Origin of the sequence: Streptomyces griseus (assembly GCF_900460065.1) — a bacterium.
Lineage (GTDB): Bacteria > Actinomycetota > Actinomycetes > Streptomycetales > Streptomycetaceae > Streptomyces > Streptomyces griseus.
The window spans coordinates 1-22,684 of record NZ_UAVD01000004.1; the positions used below are offsets into that span (position 1 = coordinate 1).

General features: G+C 73.0%; 15 protein-coding genes. 4 read left to right on the forward strand and 11 right to left on the reverse strand.

Translation table 11 applies throughout. The features are described from left to right. The 6 genes from DTB53_RS01620 to eccD all read right to left on the reverse strand — a co-directional run. On the reverse strand, nt 1-1,846 hold a 1,846-nt coding region (locus tag DTB53_RS01620), incomplete at its 3' end, for an AAWKG family protein (RefSeq protein WP_172595239.1). A 53-nt stretch (nt 1,847-1,899) separates the two neighbouring features. Beyond that, the gene (locus DTB53_RS01625) at nt 1,900-2,376 is read right to left on the reverse strand and encodes a type VII secretion system-associated protein (RefSeq protein ID WP_003970671.1); all 477 of its coding nucleotides are present in this window, start codon (nt 2,374-2,376) and stop codon (nt 1,900-1,902) included. A gap of 177 nt (nt 2,377-2,553) precedes the next feature. Beyond that, a complete protein-coding gene (locus tag DTB53_RS01630; RefSeq protein WP_003970670.1) occupies nt 2,554-2,862 on the reverse strand; it encodes a WXG100 family type VII secretion target in 309 nt (102 codons plus the stop codon). Nucleotides 2,863-2,953: 91 nt separating this feature from the next. Next, nucleotides 2,954-3,289 carry a hypothetical protein gene (locus DTB53_RS01635; RefSeq protein WP_003970669.1) on the reverse strand — a complete coding sequence of 112 codons (336 nt, stop codon included), beginning with the start codon at nt 3,287-3,289 and terminating at the stop codon, nt 2,954-2,956. A 463-nt stretch (nt 3,290-3,752) separates the two neighbouring features. Continuing rightward, a complete protein-coding gene (gene eccB / locus DTB53_RS01640) occupies nt 3,753-5,297 on the reverse strand; it encodes a type VII secretion protein EccB (protein WP_042497645.1) in 1,545 nt (514 codons plus the stop codon). Between the two features lie 44 nt (nt 5,298-5,341). Continuing rightward, nucleotides 5,342-6,748: a type VII secretion integral membrane protein EccD gene (gene eccD, locus DTB53_RS01645; RefSeq protein WP_012381878.1), complete on the reverse strand. Its 1,407-nt coding sequence runs from the start codon at nt 6,746-6,748 to the stop codon at nt 5,342-5,344. A 401-nt stretch (nt 6,749-7,149) separates the two neighbouring features. Between eccD and eccCa the strand changes: the two genes are divergently transcribed. Next, complete coding sequence (gene eccCa / locus DTB53_RS01650) at nt 7,150-11,184, forward strand: type VII secretion protein EccCa (RefSeq protein ID WP_198409282.1); 4,035 nt, start codon at nt 7,150-7,152, stop codon at nt 11,182-11,184. A gap of 91 nt (nt 11,185-11,275) precedes the next feature. Here the strand turns inward: eccCa and DTB53_RS01655 are convergent, their stop codons facing one another. The 4 genes from DTB53_RS01655 to DTB53_RS01670 form a co-directional block, all read right to left on the reverse strand. Then, on the reverse strand, nt 11,276-12,520 hold the full coding sequence (locus DTB53_RS01655) for a S8 family serine peptidase (protein WP_012381876.1): 1,245 nt from the start codon (nt 12,518-12,520) through the stop codon (nt 11,276-11,278). Then, nucleotides 12,517-15,825: a right-handed parallel beta-helix repeat-containing protein gene (locus DTB53_RS01660; RefSeq protein ID WP_012381875.1), complete on the reverse strand. Its 3,309-nt coding sequence runs from the start codon at nt 15,823-15,825 to the stop codon at nt 12,517-12,519. The genes DTB53_RS01655 and DTB53_RS01660 overlap by 4 nt, the downstream gene beginning before the upstream one ends. 143 nt (nt 15,826-15,968) lie before the next feature. Next, nucleotides 15,969-17,243: a ricin-type beta-trefoil lectin domain protein gene (locus tag DTB53_RS01665; RefSeq protein ID WP_012381874.1), complete on the reverse strand. Its 1,275-nt coding sequence runs from the start codon at nt 17,241-17,243 to the stop codon at nt 15,969-15,971. Then, nucleotides 17,240-17,944: a type VII secretion system-associated protein gene (locus DTB53_RS01670; RefSeq protein WP_003970662.1), complete on the reverse strand. Its 705-nt coding sequence runs from the start codon at nt 17,942-17,944 to the stop codon at nt 17,240-17,242. The genes DTB53_RS01665 and DTB53_RS01670 overlap by 4 nt, the downstream gene beginning before the upstream one ends. 313 nt (nt 17,945-18,257) lie before the next feature. Between DTB53_RS01670 and DTB53_RS01675 the strand changes: the two genes are divergently transcribed. From DTB53_RS01675 to DTB53_RS01685, 3 genes are all read left to right on the forward strand, one after another. Then, nucleotides 18,258-19,238: a hypothetical protein gene (locus DTB53_RS01675; RefSeq protein ID WP_012381872.1), complete on the forward strand. Its 981-nt coding sequence runs from the start codon at nt 18,258-18,260 to the stop codon at nt 19,236-19,238. Nucleotides 19,239-19,614: 376 nt separating this feature from the next. Next, nucleotides 19,615-20,247, forward strand: a complete 633-nt coding sequence (locus tag DTB53_RS01680) for a hypothetical protein (protein WP_003970660.1) — start codon at nt 19,615-19,617, stop codon at nt 20,245-20,247. Nucleotides 20,248-20,299: 52 nt separating this feature from the next. Continuing rightward, entirely contained in the window at nt 20,300-20,944 is a 645-nt protein-coding gene (locus DTB53_RS01685; protein ID WP_003970659.1) for a class F sortase, read from the forward strand. 136 nt (nt 20,945-21,080) lie between these two features. Here DTB53_RS01685 and DTB53_RS01690 read toward each other — a convergent pair whose 3' ends face one another. Continuing rightward, nucleotides 21,081-22,394 (reverse strand): hypothetical protein, encoded by a 1,314-nt coding sequence (locus DTB53_RS01690; protein WP_012381871.1) that lies wholly within the window; start codon nt 22,392-22,394, stop codon nt 21,081-21,083. Nucleotides 22,395-22,684 lie beyond the last annotated feature (290 nt).

The following is a 22,684-nucleotide window of genomic DNA, read 5'->3' on the forward strand; positions in this document are numbered from 1 at the left end:
CGCCCGGGTCGTTGACGTCTGAGAGGCTGCCGAGGTTCTCGGACACCGCCTTGTTCACGTCGTCGAGGCTCGGGCTGTTCCCGCCCCCGGGGCCGGGGGTGTTGAGGCCGCCGAGGTCGCCGTGGCTCTCGGTCACCGGGACGTCCTGCTTGAGGTTCAGCAGGTCGTCGAGGCCGCCGAGGTCGCCGAGGTTCCCGCCGCCGCCCGGCCCGTTGATGCCGCCGAGGCTCTCCTCCATCCGCTTGGCCTGCTCCTCGGCCTCCCGCTCGGCCTCCTCCTGTTCGCGGCGCTGCTCCTCGCGCAGCTCGTCCGCGTACCGGCGGTCCTCGTCGCGCTGGTTGTTCTGCTCCTCGCGCAGTTCGTCCTGGAGCCTCTTGTCCTCTTCACGCTGGAGGCGCTGCTCCTCGCGCAGTTCGTCCTGGAGCTTCTTGTCCTCCTCGCGCTGGAGGCGCTGCTCCTCCCGCAACTCCTCCTGGAGCCTCTTGTCCTCCTCGCGCTGGAGGCGCTGCTCCTCCCGCAGTTCGTCCTGGTACCTGCGGTTCTCCTCGTTCTCCTCGTTGATCTTCTCCTTCTCCTCCTCCAGCTTCTCCTTCTCGTACTCCTCACCCGCCGTGCTGGTCGACTTGGGCTCGGGCACGTTCTCGGTGAAGTCGTCGGAGAGCGAGAGGAACTGGTTGTTCAGCTTCGACTGGACCTCCCGGGCCGGGGTGACGAGCATCTCGTCCACGGCCCTGCTCCAGATGTCGACCGCCTTGTCGCCGACCTTCGCCCAGTTCGCGATGTCGTTGAGGTCCCCGTAGTCCGGGTGCACCTGGCTGAAGCCGGGCTGCGGCTTGTGGGTGACCGTCGTGTTGTACCGGGTGGTGTACGACTGGATGTCCGTCTTGGCCACGTTGTTGGCGTCCACCCACTGGGCGAGGTCGTCGAGGACGTAGCGCAGCACCCGGTGGGGGTCGTAGTAGTCGGACCGGGCCCAGGCCAGCCACTTGTCCAGGAGGGTCCTCGCGGCCTCCTCCAGGGCGGTGCGGCCCAGGGAGAGCGCGCGGGAGTACACGGTGGCGCCGGTGCCGTTGCGGTCGCCGGTGCCCGCCGTGTTGTCGAACGTCTCCACGTAGGTGTCGTAGTTCTCGCGGACTTTCCTGATGAGGCTGATGAAGACCTCGGCCGCTTCGCCCTTCCAGCTGGCGTCGTCCCGGCCGAAACGGTCCTCCCACTCCTTGAGCAGCGGTGCCTGGTCCTTGAAGAACTTGGCCGCGTAGTCGAAGGACTCACCGGTCCGGTCGAAGGTGTCGAGGTCGACGATGCCCTTGTCACCGGCTCCCTCCCCGCTGAAGCGGCCGTCCCCGCTGTTTCCCCGCAGCAGGGCGAGGAGCGCCGCCCGCGGCCCGTTCATGTATCGGGCCAGCGGGATGGTGCTCATCTTGTCCTTGTTGTAGTCCGTGAACTCGTTGCCCTCACGGACGCTCACGTCCTCGACGTTCTCGGCGTCGGTGCCGGCGAAGATGATCTCGTCACCGGACTTCACGCGCCCCTCGAAGACGATCCGGGCCTGCTTGATGGAACTCTTCTTCCCGCTGTCGAAGAACCAGATGTCGTAGTCCTGGCCCTTGTTCTGCAGGAAGCCGGAGTCCTTGACGAGCAGGCCGAGGCTGCGCTCCTTGATGTCCATCCGGAAGAGCTTGCCGCCGTGGTCGGAGCGGAGCGTGTCGAAGATGGTGGCGCGATCGGGCACGGGGTAGCCGGTGAGGTGCTTGACGAGTTCCGCCCAGTTGTCGGCGGACGCCGCGTCCGTCTTCCGGTACTTGTCGACGTTGCCCTTGGATTCATCGTCGTACTGGTCGGCCACCGGGCACCCCTCTGGTCATGTGTCGTCCTCGCCGCCGGCGTGCGCGGGTCGCGCTACTTCTCTTCCGTGCCCGTGGACCCGCTGGTGAGCGTGTCGACCTCTTCGAAGGTCTGGAGCAGCGTCTGGGCGTCGATCGCGTCCAGGTTCTTGTTCTTGGTCTTCTCGGCCTCCTCGATGGTGTCGGTGAGGGCCTCCTTGAGCTCCTTGAAGAGGTCCATCTGGTCACCGAGCAGCTTGTCGAGGGCCGTCGCGGCTGTGGTGACGCTCTCGATCAGTGTCGGTCCCGAGACCAGCTTCTCGGTGTTCATGAACCCCAGGCGCAGCATCTGCTGGCCCTGGTCGAGGTTGTCCGCCGTCGTGTAGCCCTTGATGAGCTGGCCGAGGGGCCGGATGTGGGCCTCGCCCTCCTCGCCGCTCCCGTCCTCCCGGTGCTGCTTCGCCTTGACGTAGACCGGGTGCACCTCGTTGTCCCGGAAGTTCTCCATCTGCTTGAGGTCGAAGTGCTTGACGTCGGCCTTCTCACCGGCCATGGGGCGTCCTCCTGCGGTCGGAGCGGGACAGGGTTACGGGAAACGGGGCGGGGCCGCTCCGGTGCCCGTGCGGGCGGGGGCCGCTCCGGGGCGGCGCGGGCGGGGCGGGCGCGCGAAGGCCGGGGTCCGCCCTCCGTGCCGTACGGACTGACGGACGGAGGTGAACCCCGGCGCGGACTACCGGGCGCGCACACCGCCCCAGTTGTCCGCGCTCCTGCGCTCGTCGCGGGAGTGGTTGTCGTGGATGCTCTGGACGAGCTCGCCGCTGTCGCCGAGGAGGAGGGCCATGTTCTTGGTGGCCTGGTCCCACTCGGCCTGCACGCCGCGGTACATCTGCTGGTCGTCACCCTCCCAGGAGGTCACGAGCGGCTTGAGCTCGTCCTCCAGGTTGTTGAGGGTGGTGATGATCTGCTGGGTCTGCTGCTTCAGTTCCTCGATCGCGTTGCGGACCGTGGAGTACTGGACATCGATGATGCCGTCGGCCATGACGTCTCCTCTCGGGTGGCCGGGCTCCGGGGCCCGGGGGTGCTCGCGGGTTCCGGCCTCCGCGGGAGGGGCCGGCGCCGTCGGGGACGGGTCAGCGCAGCGCCTCGAAGACGCCCTGGCTGGTCTTGCTGTTGAGCACCTCGGTGAGGTCCTGGTTCTCCTTCGCCAGCCGGTCGGCCGAGGTCACGTTCTCCTGGAGCGCGTCGACCATCTTGCTGATCTGGACGACGACCTTCTGCGCCTCGCCGTTCCAGCTGCGGAACAGCTTCAGCAGGGCCTGACCCTCGTCTCCGCCGACGCCCGAACGCGCGGCGATCTCGGCGACGTTGTTCTGGATCTTCTCGACCGCGGCCCGGGCCGACTCCAGGGAGGAGACACCTCCCAAGCCCTTGGCATAGTCCGCCCGCCTCTGGCCACTGTCCGCCATGTCGCGCTCCCTTCGTTGCGTCTCGGTGAGCTCGTCGCGTCACTTCTCGTCGCGCCGTTGCCCGCTGAGGCTAAAGAGGAATACCCGCCCGGCGCAACGGATGTAAGCAAGATTTGAGCATAGGCGGGCTCGTCAGAATCCTTGCATGCCAACGGAGTTGTTCGCAGGTTTCCACCATATGAACGCACTGCGGCCCCGGGACCTCCGGACCGGGCGATGCGGACGGAAAACGGGCAGCCAAAGAATCCGAACGGTCATCGGGGCGGCCCGTTTCCGGTGTCTCGCCCACCTTTTCGCGGGATTCCCCGGAAGGGGCTCGCGGTCAATTTCTGAGCTTTCCCTGAGGTTTCCCTCGGTGCGCGGCCCACACCGAATGGCTCTCCGTCGAGGCCGAGTCATGTGCGAAGTTCCGCTTCCCCTCCCTTTTCTCTTTCTTCAGCACTGTATGGGCCTTTTGCCTGGATCATGGCCGGGAGTCGACCGTCCCGGTACCGCCGGGAGCGCCGCACCTCGGGGCGGTGACCCTGGGCTCCGCGGCGCCGGAGGCGGCGGCCGGATCGAGGTCCGCGCCGGTCGGCAGCGCGGCGAGCAGCGGTGCGGGGACCGAGCCGATGTCCCCCTCCCCGTACCCGAGCGCCGTCAGGGCGTCCTTCGCCGGGACCCGGTACTTCACACCGTTGTCCGCGACGAGGTAGGTGGTTCCCGCGTGTGCGGCGCCGCTCGCGTGCAGGGCCCGGACCAGGGCCCCGCGCCCGGGGCGTACCACGGTGGCGTCCGTCCTGGCGCAGGCGGCGACCAGCGACCGGTCGGCGCCCGGCGCCGCCGCCGCGGGGGCGAGCCCGGCCAGCGGGACCAGCACCGACCTGATCCGGGCGCCGCCGTCGCCGCCGTCCACCTGGGCGCAGAGCGCGGTGCCGCGCGGCGCGGACTGCGGAAGGGGCGGCGTACGGGGCAGCTCGGAGGCCGCCGGTCCGGCGGGGGCGGTCTCCTCGGCCCGGTGGGTGCGCAGCGCGTCCGCCCCGACCGCCCGGGCCTCGGGCGAGCGCCCCCGGTAGGCGTCCTTCTGGGTGGCCGGGTCACCGAGCACCAGGGCGGCCTCCAGGCGGGACAGCGGCACCAGACCGTCCTTCCGCAGCAGGTGGTACGTGCTGCCGCCGCCGACCACGCCGACCTCGAATAGCTGGCCGATCCGGCTCGGTTCGCCGCCGATCTCCGGCCCCTCGCCCCCGCGGCCGGGCACCTCCGGCGGCTTGAGGGCCGGGCCGGGGGCGAGGGCGTCGAGGAAGGCCGCCGAGACCGGCATCGCCCGCTCGGAGCCGTAACCGAGGGCGTTACGGGCGTCGGATTCGGGATCCAGCGGGAGGCGGCTGCCCCGCCAGACCAGGTACTCGGTGCGGTCCGGGCCCCGGACGAGGACCCCGCGGTCGGCGCCGACCCCCTGGGACTCCAGCGGCGCCCCGGCCACCACCGTGGTGGCCCCGGGCCGGTCCACACCCGCGGCGGCGACGGCGCCGGAGGTGCTGGGCAGGGCGCCGTCCGGTCCGGTGACGCACAGGTGCCAGGCCCCGGCGTCGAGCCCGCCCGGGCCCGGCAGGGTGTCCGGGGCGCCGGGTATGCCGGCCGGGGAGCCCACGGGGACGTCCCGCAGGGAGGCGGTGGAGACGTCCACCGCCTTGAGGTCGGAGCCGCCGATCAGCCGCGCCGAGGCGTAGTTGCGCACCGGGTGCAGCACGCCGTCGGTGCCGGTCCACAGGTAGCGGGCGCCGGTCTCGCGGTTGACCACCAGGTGCTCGCCCTTGCGCCAGGTGTCGTTCCCGCCGGGCCGCAGCAACCCGTAGACGGTGGCGCCCGCTCCGATCAGGACGGTGACCAGCAGGCCGAAGACGACGCCCCGGGTGGTGCGGCCCAGCGGGCTCTCCGGAGCGTCCGGGTCGGCCGTCAGCAGGCCGGAACTGAGCCTGCCCATCATGAAACCGTGGGCCTGGACCTGATCGCGCTTGGACTGCACAGCCTCTCCTCGACTAGCTTCTGGTGGAACGGCGTACGGGGGGCTCAGCCGAACAGGCCGCGCAGCCAGCCGAAGAGGCCCGCCACCCACAGGGTGAGCGGGAGCAGCGCGACGGCCAGGCCGGTGTGCGCCAACTCCGCCGCCCGGCCCCAGTACGGCAGGACCCGTCGGCCGGGCACGATCCAGGAAGCGGTCACCAGGGCGGCCGCCGCCGCGAGCAGCACCCCGAAGACCACCACGCGGCCGTCGGCGTCGCTGTCCACCGCCCAGGCCCGGGCGAGCAGCAGCAGCCCCCAGATGCCGGGCGCCGCCAGCGTGAGGCGCTGGCCGATGTGGACCAGGCCCCGGGAGTGGAGGAGGAGCAGCAGGGTCAGTGCGAGCGCGGTGAGCGTCTCGGGCAGGTCCGGGGTGTGGGCGAGGACCACCAGGGCGGCGGCGGCGATGACGCCGGTGGCGGCGAAGAGTGCGGTGACCCAGCGCCCGGCGAGTTCGGTGCGCTCGGCGACCTCGTCGCCCGCGTACGGGTCGATGCCTTCCTGGAGCTGCCCGGCGGAGGACGGCAGCGCGGGCATCCGCATTCCGGCCAGTTTGAAGGCGAAGGGGGCCACCGCCCCGGCGGCGAGCGCGACGGCCGTCGCCACCAGCGCCACCGCGGCCGCCGCGTCCAGGCCGGTGTAGCCCATCAGCGCCCCGGAGACCGCGGCGGCCGCGGCGACCACGGCGGTGGCCAGCAGGGCGGGGGCGCCGACCGCGGTGGCGGCGAGCGCGAGGACCGCGCCGCCCGCCGCCGCGGCGCCGGCCGCGAGCAGCCGCGCCCCGGCGACCCGCGTCGCGTCGGGGCCGGTGAGGTCGCCGCCCGGCAGCACCCAGCCGACCAGGGCGAAGCACGGGGCGACCAGCAGGGCGAGCGCGGTGGCGGAGAGCCGGTCGCCGACCGCCCGGCTCGCGGAGCCGGCGCCGGCGAGGAGGAGCAGTCCGGCCACTGCGGCGAGGGCCGCCCGGGTGGTGGCGGAACCGCCCACTCCGGGCTGGAAGACCAGCAGGAGGGCGGCCCCCACGGCCGCCACGGCGGTGCCCACCAGCAGGCCCCGGGCCGCCCCGGGGTGCCAGGTGTGCAGCTTGCGGCCCACCGTCTCGGCCATTCCGTCGACGAGATCGTCGAGGCGGGCCTCGGGGAGCGCCTCGGTGTGCGGGCGGAGATGGAGCACGGTTCCGTCGGTGAGTCCGGCGCCGGCCAGGGTGGTCTCCTCGTCGAGCGGGGCGTCGCCGAGCCGCTGGAGCACCCAGCCGGCGTGGTCGAGCCCGGCCTCCTCGGCCTCCTCACCGACGTACCGCAGGAGGGTGGGGAGCAGATCGGCGACCGGTACGTCGGCGGGCACGGCCAGATCGATGGTGACGCTCGGCGCACGTACGGTCAGGCGGCACGATTCGGCCACCGCACTGTCGGTCATCAGCAGAACTCTCGTCTTCCGTGCAGGCTTTGACAGAGGACTTCCCCGCGAGAGGGAATGTGCGAACAGTACGGAAAGTCCGCGTGGCTGTGAACCGGGGGGCCGGGCAGGGAATTTGTGCCCGTACACCGGGCGACCGCCCCTCCCGCGTGGACAGGCCGCGTTCCGTGAATGCAGACTACTGCCTGCGGCCACCGGTCGCGCCGCGGACCGGACTCCGAATCCGGTAGGTGGTCGACCATCACGGAAGTCGGCCGTTCCGCGCCGTCCCGCTCGAAACATTCACCCGGCGTTCATCGGGGCGCGTTCCGCCCGGAAAATCCGCCTGGTGCGGTCTTTCTCCCGTCGGGTACGCCGGTATTCGGCGGGCCGGAAAGTCAGTGAACCGGAGGTTCTGTTCCTTGAGTGTCGTGCTGTTTCGCCGCCCGGCCCGCAGGCGCGGGCCGGAGATGCCCGACGGGCAATTGACCCTCCAGGAGCCGCCCGTCCTCGCCGAGACGGTGCCCGACACCTCGGCGGTGTGGACCTATCTGCCGATGGCTCTGATGTCGGTGTCGATGATGCTGATGTTCCTGCGCCCCGGCGGCGGGAACGGCGTCTTCATGTATCTGGCGATGGGTGTCATGGCGCTCTCGGCCGGCGCCATGCTGCTGGGCCAGCTGATGCGCCGCTCCAGCGAGCGCAAACAGCGGCTGAAGGGCGAACGCCGTGACTACCTGCGCTATCTGGCGCAGACCCGCAAGCGGGTGCGGGCCACCATCGCGGAGCAGCAGCGGGCGCTCGCCTGGCGGCACCCGGAACCGGCCTCGCTGCGCTCGCTGGCCCGCACCTCCCGGCTGTGGGAGCGCCGCCCGGCGGACGAGGACTTCGGCGAGGTCCGGATCGCGGTCGGTGAACAGCAGTTGGCTCTGACCCTGAACCCCGTCTCCACCCGCCCGGTGGAGGACCTCGAACCCCTCTGCGCGCACGCCCTGCGCCGCTTCATCCGCGCCTACTCCACCGTCCCGGAACAGCCCCTGGGCCTCTACCTGCGCTCCTCGGCCCGGATCCTGCTGCGTCCGGAGGAGGCCGCGGCCGAGGGGGCCGCCGGCGGGCAGGCGGCCGATCCGGGCGGGGGCGACGACGGCGACGCCGTACGTTCCCTGGTCCGTGCCGTACTGGGGCAGCTCGCGGTCTTCCACGCGCCCGAGGAACTCTGGCTCGCCCTGTGCGTCGGTGACGAACGGCGCCCCGACTGGGAGTGGGTCAAGTGGCTGCCGCACGTGCTGGATCCGCATGAGGAGGACGGCGCGGGACAGGCCCGCCGGATCACCGCCGACCTCAGCGAGCTGGACGACCTGCTCGGCGCCGAGTTCGCCGAGCGCCCCGGCTTCGACCCGGACGCCCGCCCCGGCCGTGACGAGCCGTACACGGTCGTCCTGCTGGACGGCGTCACCGTCCCGGAGGGCCACCGCTGGGAGGGGCACGGCTACCGCAACGCCCTGATCCTCGACGTCTCCGGGGCGCTGCGCTGGCGGCCCGGCCGCAACACCCTGCGGCTGACCGTCGGGCCCGGCCGGGTGAGCCTGGTGCGCACCGACCGCAGCCGCAAGGAGCGGTCGGTGCCGCTGGGCGTTCCCGACCGGCTCGGCCCGTTCGGGGCGGAGTCGCTGGCCCGGCTCCTCACCCCGCGCCGGATGAGCCTCGGCGCCGACGTCGCGCAGCCGCTGGACACCGACGTCGAGCTGACCACCCTGCTCGGCATACCGGACCTGCACCGGCACGAACCGCGGACCCTGTTCGCCAAGCACACGGGCTCCGGCCGGCTGCGGGTGCCGGTCGCGGTCGGCGTGGACGGCCGCCCGGTCGAGCTCGACATCAAGGAGTCCGCGCAGGGCGGCATGGGCCCGCACGGCATGCTCATCGGCGCCACCGGCTCCGGCAAGAGCGAACTGCTGCGCACCCTCGTCCTCGGCCTCGCCCTGACCAACTCCTCCGAGACGCTCAACTTCGTGCTGGTCGACTTCAAGGGCGGCGCCACCTTCCTCGGTCTGGAGGAACTCCCGCACACCTCCGCCGTCATCACCAACCTCGCCGACGAGGTCGCCCTGGTGGAGCGCATGCAGGACGCCCTGCACGGCGAGCTGATCCGCCGTCAGGAGCTGCTCCGCTCGGCGGGGAACTACACCTCGGCCCTGGAGTACGAGCGGGCCCGGGCCGCCGGGGCGGAGCTGGCCCCGCTGCCCAGCCTGTTCGTGGTGGTCGACGAGTTCAGCGAACTGCTTTCCACGCACCGGGAGTTCATGGAGCTGTTCGTGATGATCGGCCGTCTCGGCCGCTCGCTGGGCGTGCACCTGCTGCTCGCCTCGCAGCGCCTGGACGAGGGGCGCATGCACCAGTTGGAGAGCCATCTCTCGTACCGCATCGGGCTGCGCACCTTCTCCGCGATGGAGAGCCGCGGCGTGCTCGGCGTCCCGGACGCCTACGAGCTGCCCGCCGCGCCGGGAAGCGGCTACCTGAAGTCGGGGGTGGAGGCCCTGACCCGGTTCCGTGCCGCGTACTCCTCGGGGACGTACCGGCGTCGGACGGGCGCGGTGGTACAGGCCAGGGTCGCGAGCCAGGTGGTGCCGTGGACGAGCGGCTGGGTGGTGCCCCGCACCCTGGAGACCCCGCCGGAGCCGGAGACCGGGGCCGAGGAGGGGGCCGAGGACGAGGAGGCGCTGCTCGACGTGGCGCTCGACCGGCTGCGCGGCTCCGGGCCGGCCGCCCACCAGGTGTGGCTGCCGCCGTTGGACGAGCCGTCCCCGCTGGACACCCTGCTGCCCGGCATCGCACCGGTCGAGGGCCGCGGCCTGACCGCCGCCGGATGGCCGGGCGCCGGCCGGCTGCGGGTCCCGGTCGGCCTCGTGGACAAACCCTTCGAGCAGCGCCGTGACCCGCTGGTCGTGGACCTTTCCGGGGCGGGCGGCCACGTCGCCGTGGCGGGCGGTTCGCAGAGCGGCAAGTCGACGCTTGCCCGCACCCTCATCGCCGCCCTCGCGCTCACCCACACCCCGGCCGAAGTCCAGTTCTACTGCCTGGACTTCGGCGGTGGCGGGCTCTCCCAGCTCGCCGCGCTCCCCCACGTCGGCGGGGTCGCGGCACGGCTCGATCCGGAGCGGGTGCACCGGGCGGTGGCCGAGGTGATGGCGCTCCTGGCCCGGCGCGAGCAGTTCTTCGTGGACCACACCCTGGACTCCATGCAGTCCTACCGGCGTCGCCGGGCCGCCGGGGAGTTCCCCGACGAACCGTTCGGTGACGTCTTCATGGTGGTCGACGGCTGGTCCACGGTCCGCCAGGACTACGACGACCTGATCCCGAAGTTCAACGAACTCGCCGCCCGCGGTCTCAACTACGGGATCCACCTGATCATCACCACCACCCGCTGGGTGGAACTGTCCGCACAGGTGCGCGACCAGGCCGGCACCCGTCTGGAGCTGCGGATGGGCGACCCCATGGACTCCGAGATCGACACCCGCAAGGCCCGTTCGGTACCGCGCTCCGGCGGCCGGGGCATCACCGCCGACAGCAAGATGCACTTCCTCGCGGGCCTTCCCCGCCTGGACGGCAGCGGCTCCCTGGAGGACCTCGGCGACGGCGTGGCCCATCTGGTCGCGGAGATCGCGCGGCACTGGCCGGGCCCCGAAGCCCCCCGGGTCCGGATGCTGCCGCACCGGCTCCCGCTCGCCGACCTCCCCGCGCCCGAGGCCACGGAGGGCGGCGGCATGCGCCTCGCGCTCGGCCTCGACCAGGACGCCCTCGAACCGGTCTGGCACGACTTCAGCCGCACCCCGCACCTGATCGCGGTCGGCGACACCGAGAGCGGCAAGACCAACCTGTTGCGCCTGGTCACCCGGGGCATCACCACCCGGTACGCTCCCGAGGAGGCGAAGATCATCGCGGTGGACTACCGCCGCACCCTGGTCGACGCGATCCCCGAGGAGTACCGCATCGGGCACGTGATCTCCCTCGACAACCTCAACGAGACCATCGAGGGCGCGGCCCGCGCGATGAAGACCCGGGTGCCGGGCGCGGACATCGCGCCGGCCCGGATGCGCCGGTGCGACTGGTGGACGGGACCGCGCCTGTTCATCCTGGTCGACGACTACGACATGGTCTCCTCGAACTCCTTCCAGAGCCCCTTCGAGCCGATCTTCGAGCATCTGACGCTCGGCTACGAGATGGGGCTGCACCTGGTCGTCGCCCGCAGCGCCATGGGGGCGGGGCGCGGTCTCAGCGACGGGCTCGTCCGCCGCCTCGACGAGGCCAACAACCCGGCGGTGCTGCTCTCCTGCCCGCCCACGGAGGGCCGCCTCTTCGGCAACGCGAAGCCGCTCAACCTTCCGCCGGGCCGGGCCCTGCACATCGCCCGACGCAAGCCGCGGCTGATGCAGACGGCGCTGGTGGAGGAGGGCTGAGCGGACGGACGGGGGTTTCCTGGAGGGCCGCGCCTGCGGGGGTTTGCGCGTGCGGACGGGGGTCGCCCTCCCGGGGAAGGGCGACTCCCGTTCAGCGCCTGCCCGGGGGGCCCGCGTCCGCCGGGCGCCAGCCCCGGGCACGGGCCCGGGAGAAACCGAAACCGGCCCAGAGGACGGCGAGGACGCCCGCCGATCCGAGGAGGACGACAAGCGTGGCCCGGCCGGTGGCGCGGTCGGTGCCGGAGGTGTCGCGCGCGGCCACGGGCGCGGCGGCACGCTGCGCGGCCGGAGGCCCCGCGTCGCCGAGGACCGTGGTGACGGCGGCGTAGGCGTCCAGCTGGGGGATGTCGGCCGGGTAGGCGGTGGCGGTCAGCCGGCGGGTCACCGCCTCGGCGGAGTCGTCGGGGTGCGTGGCGCGGACGACCGCGGCGGCCCCGGCGGCGTACGCGGTGGCCACCGCGACGCCCGCCCCCAGGTAGTGCCCGGTCCCGCGCGGCCCGCCGGAGACCACTCCGGCGCCGGGAGCGGCCAGGTCGACGGTGCCGGTGGGCAGGGAGCCGTCCGGGCGGGTTCCGGCGGGCAGCATGTCGGCGACCGAGACGACGCCCGGTTCACCGGCCGGCCAGTAGGTGCGGGAGGGGATCTCGTCGGCGGAGCCCCGCGACGGCGGGTCGGGGGTGGCCGCGGCGACGACCACGGCGCCCGCCCGGCCGGCCTCGGCGACCGCCCGGGTCAGCGCCTTGTCCCGGCGCGGCAGGGCGACGGCGACCGCGATCACGTCGGCCCGGGCCTCGGCCGCCTCGCGCACCGCCGCCGTGACCAGGGCCGGGTCCGGCTGCCCGCGCCGGTCCGTGCCGCGCAGGGCCAGGATCTTCGCGCGGGGGGCGACGCCGACCAGCTTCGGGGTGCCGCCCCCCGTCCCGGCGATCAGCCCGGCCAGGAACGTGCCGTGTCCGACGCAGTCGTCGGCGGCGGCGCCCTCGGCGGTGACCCGGCCGTCGAGCCCGGCGGCCTCGGGGTCGACCCCGGTGGAGATCAGCGCGACGGTGACGCCCGCCCCGGTGGAGTGCCCGTGCAGCCGGTCCAGGTCGAGGCGCTGACGCGACCAGTCCTGCTTCTTCGCCTTCTCCCCGGAGGCGGGGGTGCAGGCCGCCTCGTCGGCCCGCGGGTCGAGCGCGGCGGGCATCCCGGGCAGTTCCTGGCCCTTCTTCCCGTCGGCCGCGGGAAGGGCTGTCGGGGTACGGGCGGGGGACGTCGCCGGGGCGGGGGCGGCCACGGGCAGCAGCAGGGCGACCGCGAGCCCCGCACCGTACAGCAGGCGGACGGGCGGCCTCATCGGGGCGCCGCCTCGGATGCCCCGGCCGCCACGTCCGCCGGGAGGAGGACGCGCAGGTCCTCCAGGGTGGGTGCGGCCAGCGAACTGAGCCGCCCCGCCTGGCGGGTGACCATCGACTCGACGACCTGGCGGGCCAGCCGGGCGTTGCCGAAGGAGCGGTCGCGGGGCACCGCGTCGAAGTGCTCCTTGAGCAGGGGCCCGGTGCCGGGCCCGCACTCGTACCCCATGGCCGCGGCCTGGGCGCGCACGATGGTGACCAGTTCCTCGGAGGAGTAGTCGGCGAAGGAGATCCGGCGCGGGAAGCGGGAGGAGAGCCCCGGGTTGGAGGCGAGGAAGCGCTCCATCTCGTCGGTGTAGCCCGCGACGATGACGACGACCTCGTCGCGGTGGTCCTCCATCAGTTTCAGCAGGGTGTCCACCGCCTCCTGGCCGAAGTCGGCGCCGCCGCCGCGCGGGGTGAGGGTGTACGCCTCGTCGATGAACAGCACACCGCCGCGGGCCTTCTCGAAGACCTCGCGGGTCAGCTGGGCGGTGTGCCCGATGTAGCGGCCGACGAGATCGGCGCGGGCCGCCTCGACCAACTGGCCGCGCGCCAGCACGCCGAGCTGGGTCAGCACCTCCCCGTAGAGGCGGGCCACGGTGGTCTTGCCGGTGCCGGGCGGACCGGTGAAGACCAGGTGGTTGCTGAGGGTGGGGACGGGCAGCCCGGCGGCGGCCCGGTGCCGGGCGGTGGTGATGAGGTTGACCAGATCGGCGACCTCGCGCTTCACTCCGGCCAGGCCGATCATGTCGCCGAGGCGGGTGAGCGGGTCGTCGGCCGGTGCGGCGGTCCCGGCGGCCGACGCGGCGGTGGCGGAGACGTCGTCGGGCAGCAGGAGCCGCAGGTCGCGCTCACCGACCTGCGCCTGCGCGGAGAGCCGGACCGCCTGCCGGTCCACCATCTCCTCGAACACGCCGCGTGCGGCCCGGCCGTTGCCGAACCCGGCGTCCCGGTCCATCGCGCCGAAGTGGGCCGCGAGGGCCTGCGCGGTGCCCTCACCCAGCTCGTACTGGTGCTGGGCGCACATACTCTCCATGATCGCGACCAGGTCGCTCACCGAGTAGTTCTCGAACTCGACGGTCCGTGAGAAGCGGGACGCCAGGCCCGGGTTGGAGCCGAGGAAGGAGTCCATCTCGCGGGAGTAGCCGGCCGCGACCACCACCACGTCGTCGCGGTGGTCCTCCATGAGCTTCAGCAGGGTGTCCACCGCCTCCCGGCCGAAGTCGGCGCCGCCGTTGCCGCTGTCCGAGGTGAGGGTGTACGCCTCGTCGATGAACAGCACTCCTCCCAGCGCTCGTTGGAAGGTCTCGGAGGTCTTGATGGCGGTGCCGCCGACGACCTGGGCCACCAGGTCGGCGCGCGAGACCTCGACCAGGTGTCCGCTGCGCAGCGAACCCAGCTCGGCGAGGATCGCCCCGTAGAGGCGGGCCACGGTGGTCTTGCCGGTGCCGGGCGGACCGGCGAACACCAGGTGTCTGCTCATGGGCGGCGCGGGCATGCCGAGTTGTTCGCGGCGCTGGGCGAGCCGGGTGAGGTTGACCAGGGTGCCCACCTGCTGCTTGACGTTCTCCAGGCCGATCAGCGCGTTGAGGGCGCCGAGCGGGCCGTCCGCACGGTCCGGCGGGGGCGCGTCGGCCGCGCCGGAGCCCGCCGGGTCGGTGTTCTCGGCGCTGCCGCTGCCCCACGCGTCCCGCTTGCCGTTGCCGACGCTGTTCAGCCCCTCCACGGCGAGCCGTTCGCCGGGGGCGGTCTGCACCAAGCCGCCGCCCTCGTTCTCCCGGGCGGCGCAGTTGACGAGCGAGACGGGGGCGGTGGACTCGACCCGGAAGCCGTCCTGGGCGCCGCTGTTGGCCTCGCAGCCGCTGAGCGAGGCGAGCGCGCCCTCGCGCAGCAGGAAGCCGTGGCCCTTGGGGGCGTGCACCGAGGTGCGGTTGGCGGTCAGTTCGCCCCCGGCGTCGACGACCACGCCTTCCTCGCCGCTCGTCTCGACACGGAAGTCGCGGACGGTGACGTTGCCGCCGTCCTCGACGACCAGGCCGCTGGTGGCCGTGTCGGAGACCCCGCCACCGGCCAGGTACAGGGTGGAGCCGGAGGCCACCCGTACACCGGCGCCCTTCGGCCGGACGATCTCGCAGTCCTCGACACGGCCCCGGGCGTCCCGGGTGGCCGCGATGCCGTCGCCGGCGGGCTCGACCAGGCGGGCCCGGCGCAGCAGCGGATTGGCGCCGCCCAGCAGGGCGACGGCGGGCGAGGAGCCGATCACCTCCAGGCGGTCCAGCTCGGGCGCCGCGTCCTCCTCCAGGAGCAGGCCGGCCCCCTCGCAGTCGCGGACGGTCAGCCCGGTCAGCGCCGGGGAGGACGCCCCGGCGACGCGCAGCGCCGCGCCCTGTGCGCCGTCGACCCAGCAGTCCTCGAAGGTGCCGCGCGCCCGGTCGGTGACAACGACGCCGTGGCCGCGCACGCGTGAGACACGGCAGCGGCGCACCACGGGGTCGGTGCCCTGCGCCAGGGCGATGCCGTTGCCGGAGGCGCCGGTGACGCGGACGTCCTCCAGCGTGGTGCGGCCCGTGCTGCTCAGGTGCACGCCGGTGCTGGTGTCGTGCACCACGGTCCGGACGACCGACACGGCGGAGTCGCCCTCCAGGGCGATGGAGGGCTTGTCGGTGGAGGAGACGTCGCAGTCCTCGACGGTCCCGCGGGCCTCGCCGTTGGCGAGCAGTCCGTTGCCTCGGGCACCCCGTACCGTGCAGTCGCGGATGCGTGCCTCGCCCTGCTCGGCGAGGACGAAGCCGCTGGTCCCGAGGTGTTCGAGCGTGCAGGACTCGACGGTGGTGGGGGTGGTGGAGGTGACCACGATCCCCGCGCCCTGCGGGTTGCTCACCCGGCAGTCCCGCAGCGCGAGGGAGCCGGTCCCGCCGGCGAGCATCGCCGTCCAGGCGGCCCCGACGATCTCGCACCCGTCGAACGCGGCCTGTCCGCGCCGCACGTCGACGGCGGGCAGTTCGGGGTCGCCGCCGCGCAGGGTCAGCTCGGAGAGCATGACCGCGTCGGCGCGCAGCGCGATGACGCTGCCGGTGCGCGGCCGGATCTCCACCGTGCCCCGCCCGTCGGCGGCGGTGAGCGTGACCCGGGTGTGGATCACCAGGTTCTCCGCGTACGTCCCGGGCCGGACGCTGATGAGCGCACCGGTACGAGCGGCGGCGAGCGCCTCGCCGATGGTGGAAAAGCGGTCCTCGGGGCCGACCGTCAGTACCTGGCGCGACACGCACCAACCTCCTTGCTACGGAGGCGCCCTCGACGGGCGCCCCTTCTCGCCGGGGACGCGTGTCGGCGTTCCGGCGGTGCCATCATTCCGCGCCCGGGCGCACGCGGCGCGGGAAACGGGCTCCCGGCTCCCGGGCGTTCAGGTCAGACGCTCCACTTCTGGTTGTCGAGCCCCGTGCAGGTCCACAGGATGAGATAGGTCTCCGGGCCCCTGTTCCGGCTGTGGTTCGGGATGTCGACACACTTGCCGACGGCGGTGTTGACCAGGTCGTGAGCGCCGTTGAGGGCGAACTTCTGGGCGTCGGCCCCGTTGCACCAGGCGATCTGGATGCGCGCGCCGTCGTTGAAGTTCGCGTTGGCGACGTCCAGGCACTTGTCCCTGACCCGGATCGTGCCGTCGGAGGCGAAGCGCCACTTCTGGGCGTCCGCGCCGTTGCAGTCCCACATGAACAACGGCTGGCCGTCGTTGAAGTTGTGACCGGGCACGTCGATGCAGCGGCCGGAGAGGTGGCTGCGGAAGGAGACGGGCCCGCTGAGGGTCACGGCGGGCGCGGCCTCGGCGGGCCGCTTCTTCGCCCCGTCGGCCTTCTTCGGCCGCGCTTCGGGACTGTCGGCTTTCCCGGGCGGGTTCGCGGAGGCCTTCGCGGGGGTGTCGTCCGGCTGTGACGCGTCCCCGCCCGTTCCCGGGGCAGCGGCGGGAGCGGGGGCCTGCCGCACGGGCTCGGCGGGCTTCCGCGGCTTGCCCTCGTCGCCCGTGCGGTCACCCGGGGGGCTGGTCTCGGGAGCGGTGACGGCGAACTCGCCAGGAGCCTCCTGCCCGGTGCCGTCGAGCACGGTCCCGGCCGCCGCCGTGTTCGTCCGCCCGGGCCCGTCGTCGTCGTTCCCGGCCAGGACGAGGAAGGGCACGGACACGAGCAGCGCGCCCGCGACCGCCGCCCCGGCGAGCACCGCCGCGCCCGGCCGGCCCACGGGCCCGGTCCGCGGCTGCGGCCGGTCGATGGCGGTGGCGGTCATGGTCCGTACGAGGGCGGGGAGCCGGCTCTGCGCGGCGGCGGAGGCGCCGGGGTCGGGGGCGGACGCCGAGTCGGCCCCGGCGGCTTCGGGCCGGGCCTCGGGGGCCGAGGTCTCCGGACGGGTGGCCGGGGTCTCCGGACGGGTGGCCGGGGGCTCGGTCGGGACCTCGGGGTCCTTCCGCTCTCCGGCCGTCTCGTGCTCCGCCGCCTTCGGAACGGGTTCCGCGGCCCCGCCGGGCACAGCGGCGGCCGCGACGGAGGCGCCGGGCTCGGCGGGGGAGGCGGAGCCGGCCGTTCCCGCGCTCGTGGCCGCCACCTCGCCCCCGGTGCCCTGGGTGCTCTCGCGGCCGGACTCCGTACGGGCATCCGGGGAGACGGGGTCCTGCTGGGACGAACGGTGCGTCACGGGGTGGTCCTCCCTGTGGTGTGGGGCCCGGGTTCGCTCGGGCCGGGGTCGCCCGTCCCGCTCACGGGTCCGAGAAGACGGTCGGCGGGGACGAGCAGCGGAGCCGCGGCCCCGGGGTTGACCATCAGCAGGGCGTCGACGGCCCGCGCGGACCTGGCCAACTCCCTGGCCGGAAAGCTGTCATGGTGAAGTGCCGAGGACATGAATGCGTGGGTGGGCGAGGTGAACAACAGCATCACCGGCGCCCCGTCCCGCCCGGCGGCCGAGAGCGGCGCGCCGTCCGGCCCCCGCACGACGGTGACCTCCGCGTCCGCGAGGGCCTCCAGCGCCGCTTCCGCCGATCCGTACCCGGTGGCGGCCCGCTGGGCCGCCGCGTCCACCGGATCGGTGGGCTCCGGCCACCCGAGAACCCGAGCCGAGGGCCGGTACGCCGGGTTGGCGCGGTACTCCCCGACGCACCCGTCCTCGTCCGACCGCCACTCCCCCAGCACGGCCCACTCCGGCGGCGTCCGCTCCCCGGCCCATTCCGGGTCGACGATCCCGACCCAGTGCCCCGGAGCACGCCGGGCGGCGTCCTTCACGGCATCGGGCACCAGGGAGGCATCGACCGTCTCGGTGCCGCCGCCGACGTCGGGTGCCCCGGGGGCGTCGGGTGCTCCGGAGGCACCGGAAACGCCGGACGGAACGCCCTGCCCGCCCACTTGCCGATCTCCGGGACGTATCTCCACCTGAACTCTTGGCTCCGTACGCGTTCGTGAGCGCCGAACGGCACACGCTCGCCGCCGACAGTGACCGGATCGGGGAGCCTTCAGGATGTCACAGGAGCACCGCCCACGGGGCTCCGAGCAGGGCCCGTATCACCCTCCTCACGTGCCCGTTTGCTGCCCGAACGGAGAACTTTCCGGGACCAGTGAGGCGTGGGAGGACAAAGCACCGGAGGGAGTTCGGGACGGGACACCGCCGCCGCCGTCGCGACGGGCTACGTTGGGCGCGCCACCGAGGAGGAGTCACCGCATGTCCCCCGAGCACCCCGCCCCCGGCGCCGGCACCGCGGCGGCCACCGCCCGCCCGGAGGAGTCCGGAGCCCAGCCCCCGCCGTCCGCCGCACCGGGGCCACAGCCCCCTGCCCCGACCGCCGAGCCGGAGTCGGCGACAGCTCCGGACGGGGAGAGGGCCACCACCGCGGCCGAGTCCCGGGCCGCGGCCGAGCCGGCCGGGACACCGGAGGCTCCGGACGCCGGCGCGGAGAGCCGCGCAGTGGCAGCGGCCATCGGCACGGCGCCGGAGACCCGGACCATCACCGCCGCCGACAAGGGGCGCCCCCGCACACCGGTCCTGGCAGGGGCCGCGTTCGTCGGCGCCGCCCTGGTGGCGATACCCGTGCTGCTGATGGGCAGCGCGAACGACGAGGAGCCCCGTACCCCCGCGACGACGGCGGTCGCCGGGAGCGCCGACACGGTCCTCAACCCCGAGTCGGCCCCGGCGGCCCTGGACGACTACGTGGCGGTGAAGCCCAGCCCGTCCCCGACGAAGCCGAAGAGGACCGCCCCGCCGAAGGCCGCGCCCGTCCCGCCGGCACCCGCAGCCCCCACCCCGGCGCCCCGGACGAGCGCCCCCGCCGAGAAGCCCAAGGCGTCACCGAAACCGAAGCCCAAGGCGGCGCCGAAGCCGGACTGGGGCACCCAGACGGTCTCCGCGACCAGTTCCATCGGGGTCGGCCAGTCCTGGGCCACCAACCGCATCCGCATGACGATGCAGCAGGACGGCAACCTCGTCGTCTACAACGAGCAGAACAAGCCGGTCTGGGCCGCCATGACCTTCGGCGAGAACCACCGGGCGATCTTCCAGCCCGACGGCAACCTGGTGGTCCACAACGGCGACGACCGGGCGATCTGGGCCTCCAAGACCCATGACTTCGGCGGCGCCCGGATGGTCCTGAGGCCCGACGGCAAGGTGGTGATCGTGCACAACGACAGGGTGGTCTGGTCGACCTGACCCGTACGGCGTACGCCCGGCCCGGCGTCCTCCCGGCCCGGCGTCCGACACGGCGGAGTCCCCGCGGCGCAAGAGGACACGCACGCGTACGCGCACCAACACGCACGGGGCACCTGAATCGGAGTGGCTCTCCCCGCTCGCGTTCCGCCGCGCCGGGGTCCCGCGACCGCGGCAGCGACGCGGCCCGGGGCGGTGTATGCCCTGGTCGGCGTAACGAGGGCGGTGGCCACGCCCACGGATCCACTCGTGCGCTGTCTGCCGAACAGGGCACTTCCGGCATATTCCCGTGTCTTATCTGACTTTTACGACGATTCGTGGCATCCCTTAGGCGATCAGGTGATCAGTACGACAATCATCTCGCCTTGAAGGAGTCTTCATGCGCATCTCCCGTTCCGTCCGCCCCCGCCACGTCCGCACGGGCGCCAAGGTGGCCGTCGCGGTCGCGGTGGCCGGCGCCACCCTGGCCGGAGCACCCGCCGCCTACGCCCTCCCCGGCGACAGCGGTGACATCGACATCCGCTCGGTCAGCTGGCACTCGCGCGGCGACCGCGACGGGGTCGAGGTCTGCAAGTTCGTACTGGCGGCGAGCAACTTCGAGTCGTTCCCGTCGGTCCCGTGGACGATCACCGAGCAGCCCCCGACCGTGCCGCCGGGCACCACCCTGATGGACCGGCTTCCGCTCATCAACGGCAGTGCGCGCAGCGAGCAGTACCTGCTCCCGGAGGGCACGTACCAGCTGGTGTGGGTCGTCCCGGCGGGCCCGAAGCAGAAGAGCTTCAAGGTCGAGTGCCCCGACCGCGGTCACGGCGGCGGCAAGCCGCACAAGCCGCAGCGGCCCATCGGCGGGGTCCCCGCGGGCGGCGGCGGCGTCCCGGACATGGAGCCCGTCAGCTCCGAGAGCGACTCCAACGTCGGGGCCGCCGCCGCACTGGCTGCCGGGGCCGCGGGAGCCGCGGGACTGGTCATGATGCGCCGGTCCGCACGTCGCCGTGCCCGTGGCGAGGCGTAACGCCCGCTGCCGACGGCGACGACGAGGGCCCACGCGCGCATGCCGTCTCACGATGACGCTGTGCGTGACGTTCTCCCTGGTGGCCGGCATCGTCTGGGTGTCCTCGGACTCCGAGGACACCCGGTCGGCCACCGCCGCCCGCGGCAACGACGCCGCGGGCGGCGGGCGGGAGCCGTTCCGACGGGCACCGCACGAACCGGAGAAGCACGTGCCTGCCTCACACGCCCCTCTGGTGCCCTCCCGCCCCCTGAAGGTCGCCATTCCCGCCATCTTCATCGAGGCGGCGGTCACCGGACTCGGCCTCGACGCGAAGGGCCGGCTCGAAGCCCCGCCACTGAGCAAGCCCAAGCTCACGGGGTGGTACGAGCAGGGGGCGTCGCCCGGTGAGAACGGAACGGCACTGCTCGTCGGCCACCGGGACACCAGGACCGGCCCGGCCATCTTCCTCAACCTCAACGCACTGCGCCGGGGCGACAAGGTCAACGTGGCGCGTGCGGACCGCAAGACCGCGGTGTTCACGGTGGACGCCGTGAAGACGTACACGAAGGACAAGTTCCCCGACGACAAGGTCTACGGGGAGACCGGGCGACCCGAACTCCGGCTGCTGACCTGCGGCGGGCGTTTCGACGAGAAGGCGGGCTACTCGGCGAACGTGGTCGTCTTCGCGCACCTCACATCACTCAGGAAAGCGGCCTGACCGGCACGGTGACACGGCCGGTACCTCGGGGACAAGGTACCGGCCCGCCGTCACGCCCGGAGCAGAGGCCGGACGCCGCCGCGAGTCCGGCGCTCCCCCTGCGGTTGTCGAACGAAACCGACACCGACCGGCACGCCTACGCGGGCAGGGCGGGGAAGACCAGCACCGAGCCGTCCCTGTTCCGGGCGATCTCGATCGTCACGTCCGTGGCGCGGCCGTTGACCGTCACGTTTTCACCCAGCCGGTTGATCCGGTGTGCCGCGCGCATCAGGCGATCGACTTCACCGGGTGTGAAGACGGGCCGCAATCCGTTCGGGCGAGCCAACTCGAGCGCCGACAGGCGCAGCAGAACCTCGGCGATGCCCGACTCCAGTTCGTCGAGGCGCTGCTGGTCCCGCTTGAGTTCACGCGTGAAGCTCTCGAACAGATTCCCAGGGTTGTTCTGTGCATGCTCGACCGCTTGCAGAACGACGACCCGCCGCTTCAACGCAACCGCCAGCGAGGCGAGTTCGAGGTGGGCACGGAATTCCCCACCCTGGTCGTCGATGCCGGGGAACGACTTGGTCAGTGTGCCGAGCTCGACGGCCTCGCCATCGGGCAGCGCATCAAGTGTGTTCTGCCACCGGGTGAGGCGGCGGCCGGCCTTGCCCAGCGCCGTGTCGATGGCATAGACCGCCGAGTCCAGCCCCAGCGAGACACCGAGCTTGCCCCGGTCGAGCAGGATCGCGGTGGCCTTTTCGATGGCGCCTCGGCAGCCGTCGAGGGCACTGTGCTCGTCTTCGAGCTTCTCCTCGTGCAGTCGCTCCAGCAGTTCCGTGATGTGTTCGATGGCCTGCTGACGCTGCTGGTCGGCGTGCGCACTCACCCCCACCGCCACGGCCATGAGTACGAGCGGCGCGGCCACGGTGAGCGCCGCACCGCCGACGGCCGTGACGCCGGCCGTCGCACCGGCTCCACCGGCTGCGCCCGCTGCCGCCGCCTTACTGACCGGCACGTACGTCGCCTGGGCGACGATGCGGCCCATGGGATCCACGAGCGGACCACGGACGCCACCGGCCACCGCCTTCGACGCCATCTGGCGGACCATGCCCTGACCGACCTGGGCTGCGACCTTCGCCGGAATCACGACGCGATACAGGTTCTCGCCCGCGGCGGTCGCCGTGGCCGCAGCGGAGGAGTTCCGTGCTGTCTGCGCGACGAGCTGCGACAGATGCTGTGCCAAGGGACTCACAGCGTCGAGCGGGATGCCTCGGCTGCGGTCGAGCTCGTCGGGAAGCGGATGCACCTCCAGAGTGGCGATCGGCTCGTCGGCCAGGGCGGCCAGCACACCGCGCAACTCACCCAGGCGCTCGGCTGTCATCGGCCGGTCCCCGACCACGGCGGGCACCCGGACGTCACCGGTCGCGAGCGTCCACACCGGAACAGCTGCCGCCTTGCGGTAGTCAATCATCGTCTCCCCTTGCGTTCCCTCAACAGCCTACGACTGGCATATGGTTGAGATGGTCGACTCCCGTCCCCGCGGATCACGTCGCCCGGCCGGCACTGGCCACGCCTCGGGCCAGGTCACTGCCTGGACGGCTTCACCGCACCCTCGCAGTCCCCGCCACACCGTCACCGCGTCCGGACCCAGGAGTCGCAGGGAGATCCTCGCCCGGTCCGACGCGGGGGCGTCAGAGAGTGCCGGAGTCCTCGCCCGGCATGTAACGGCAAGCCATGCCCGCCGGCAGCTCCCGGGGCTTC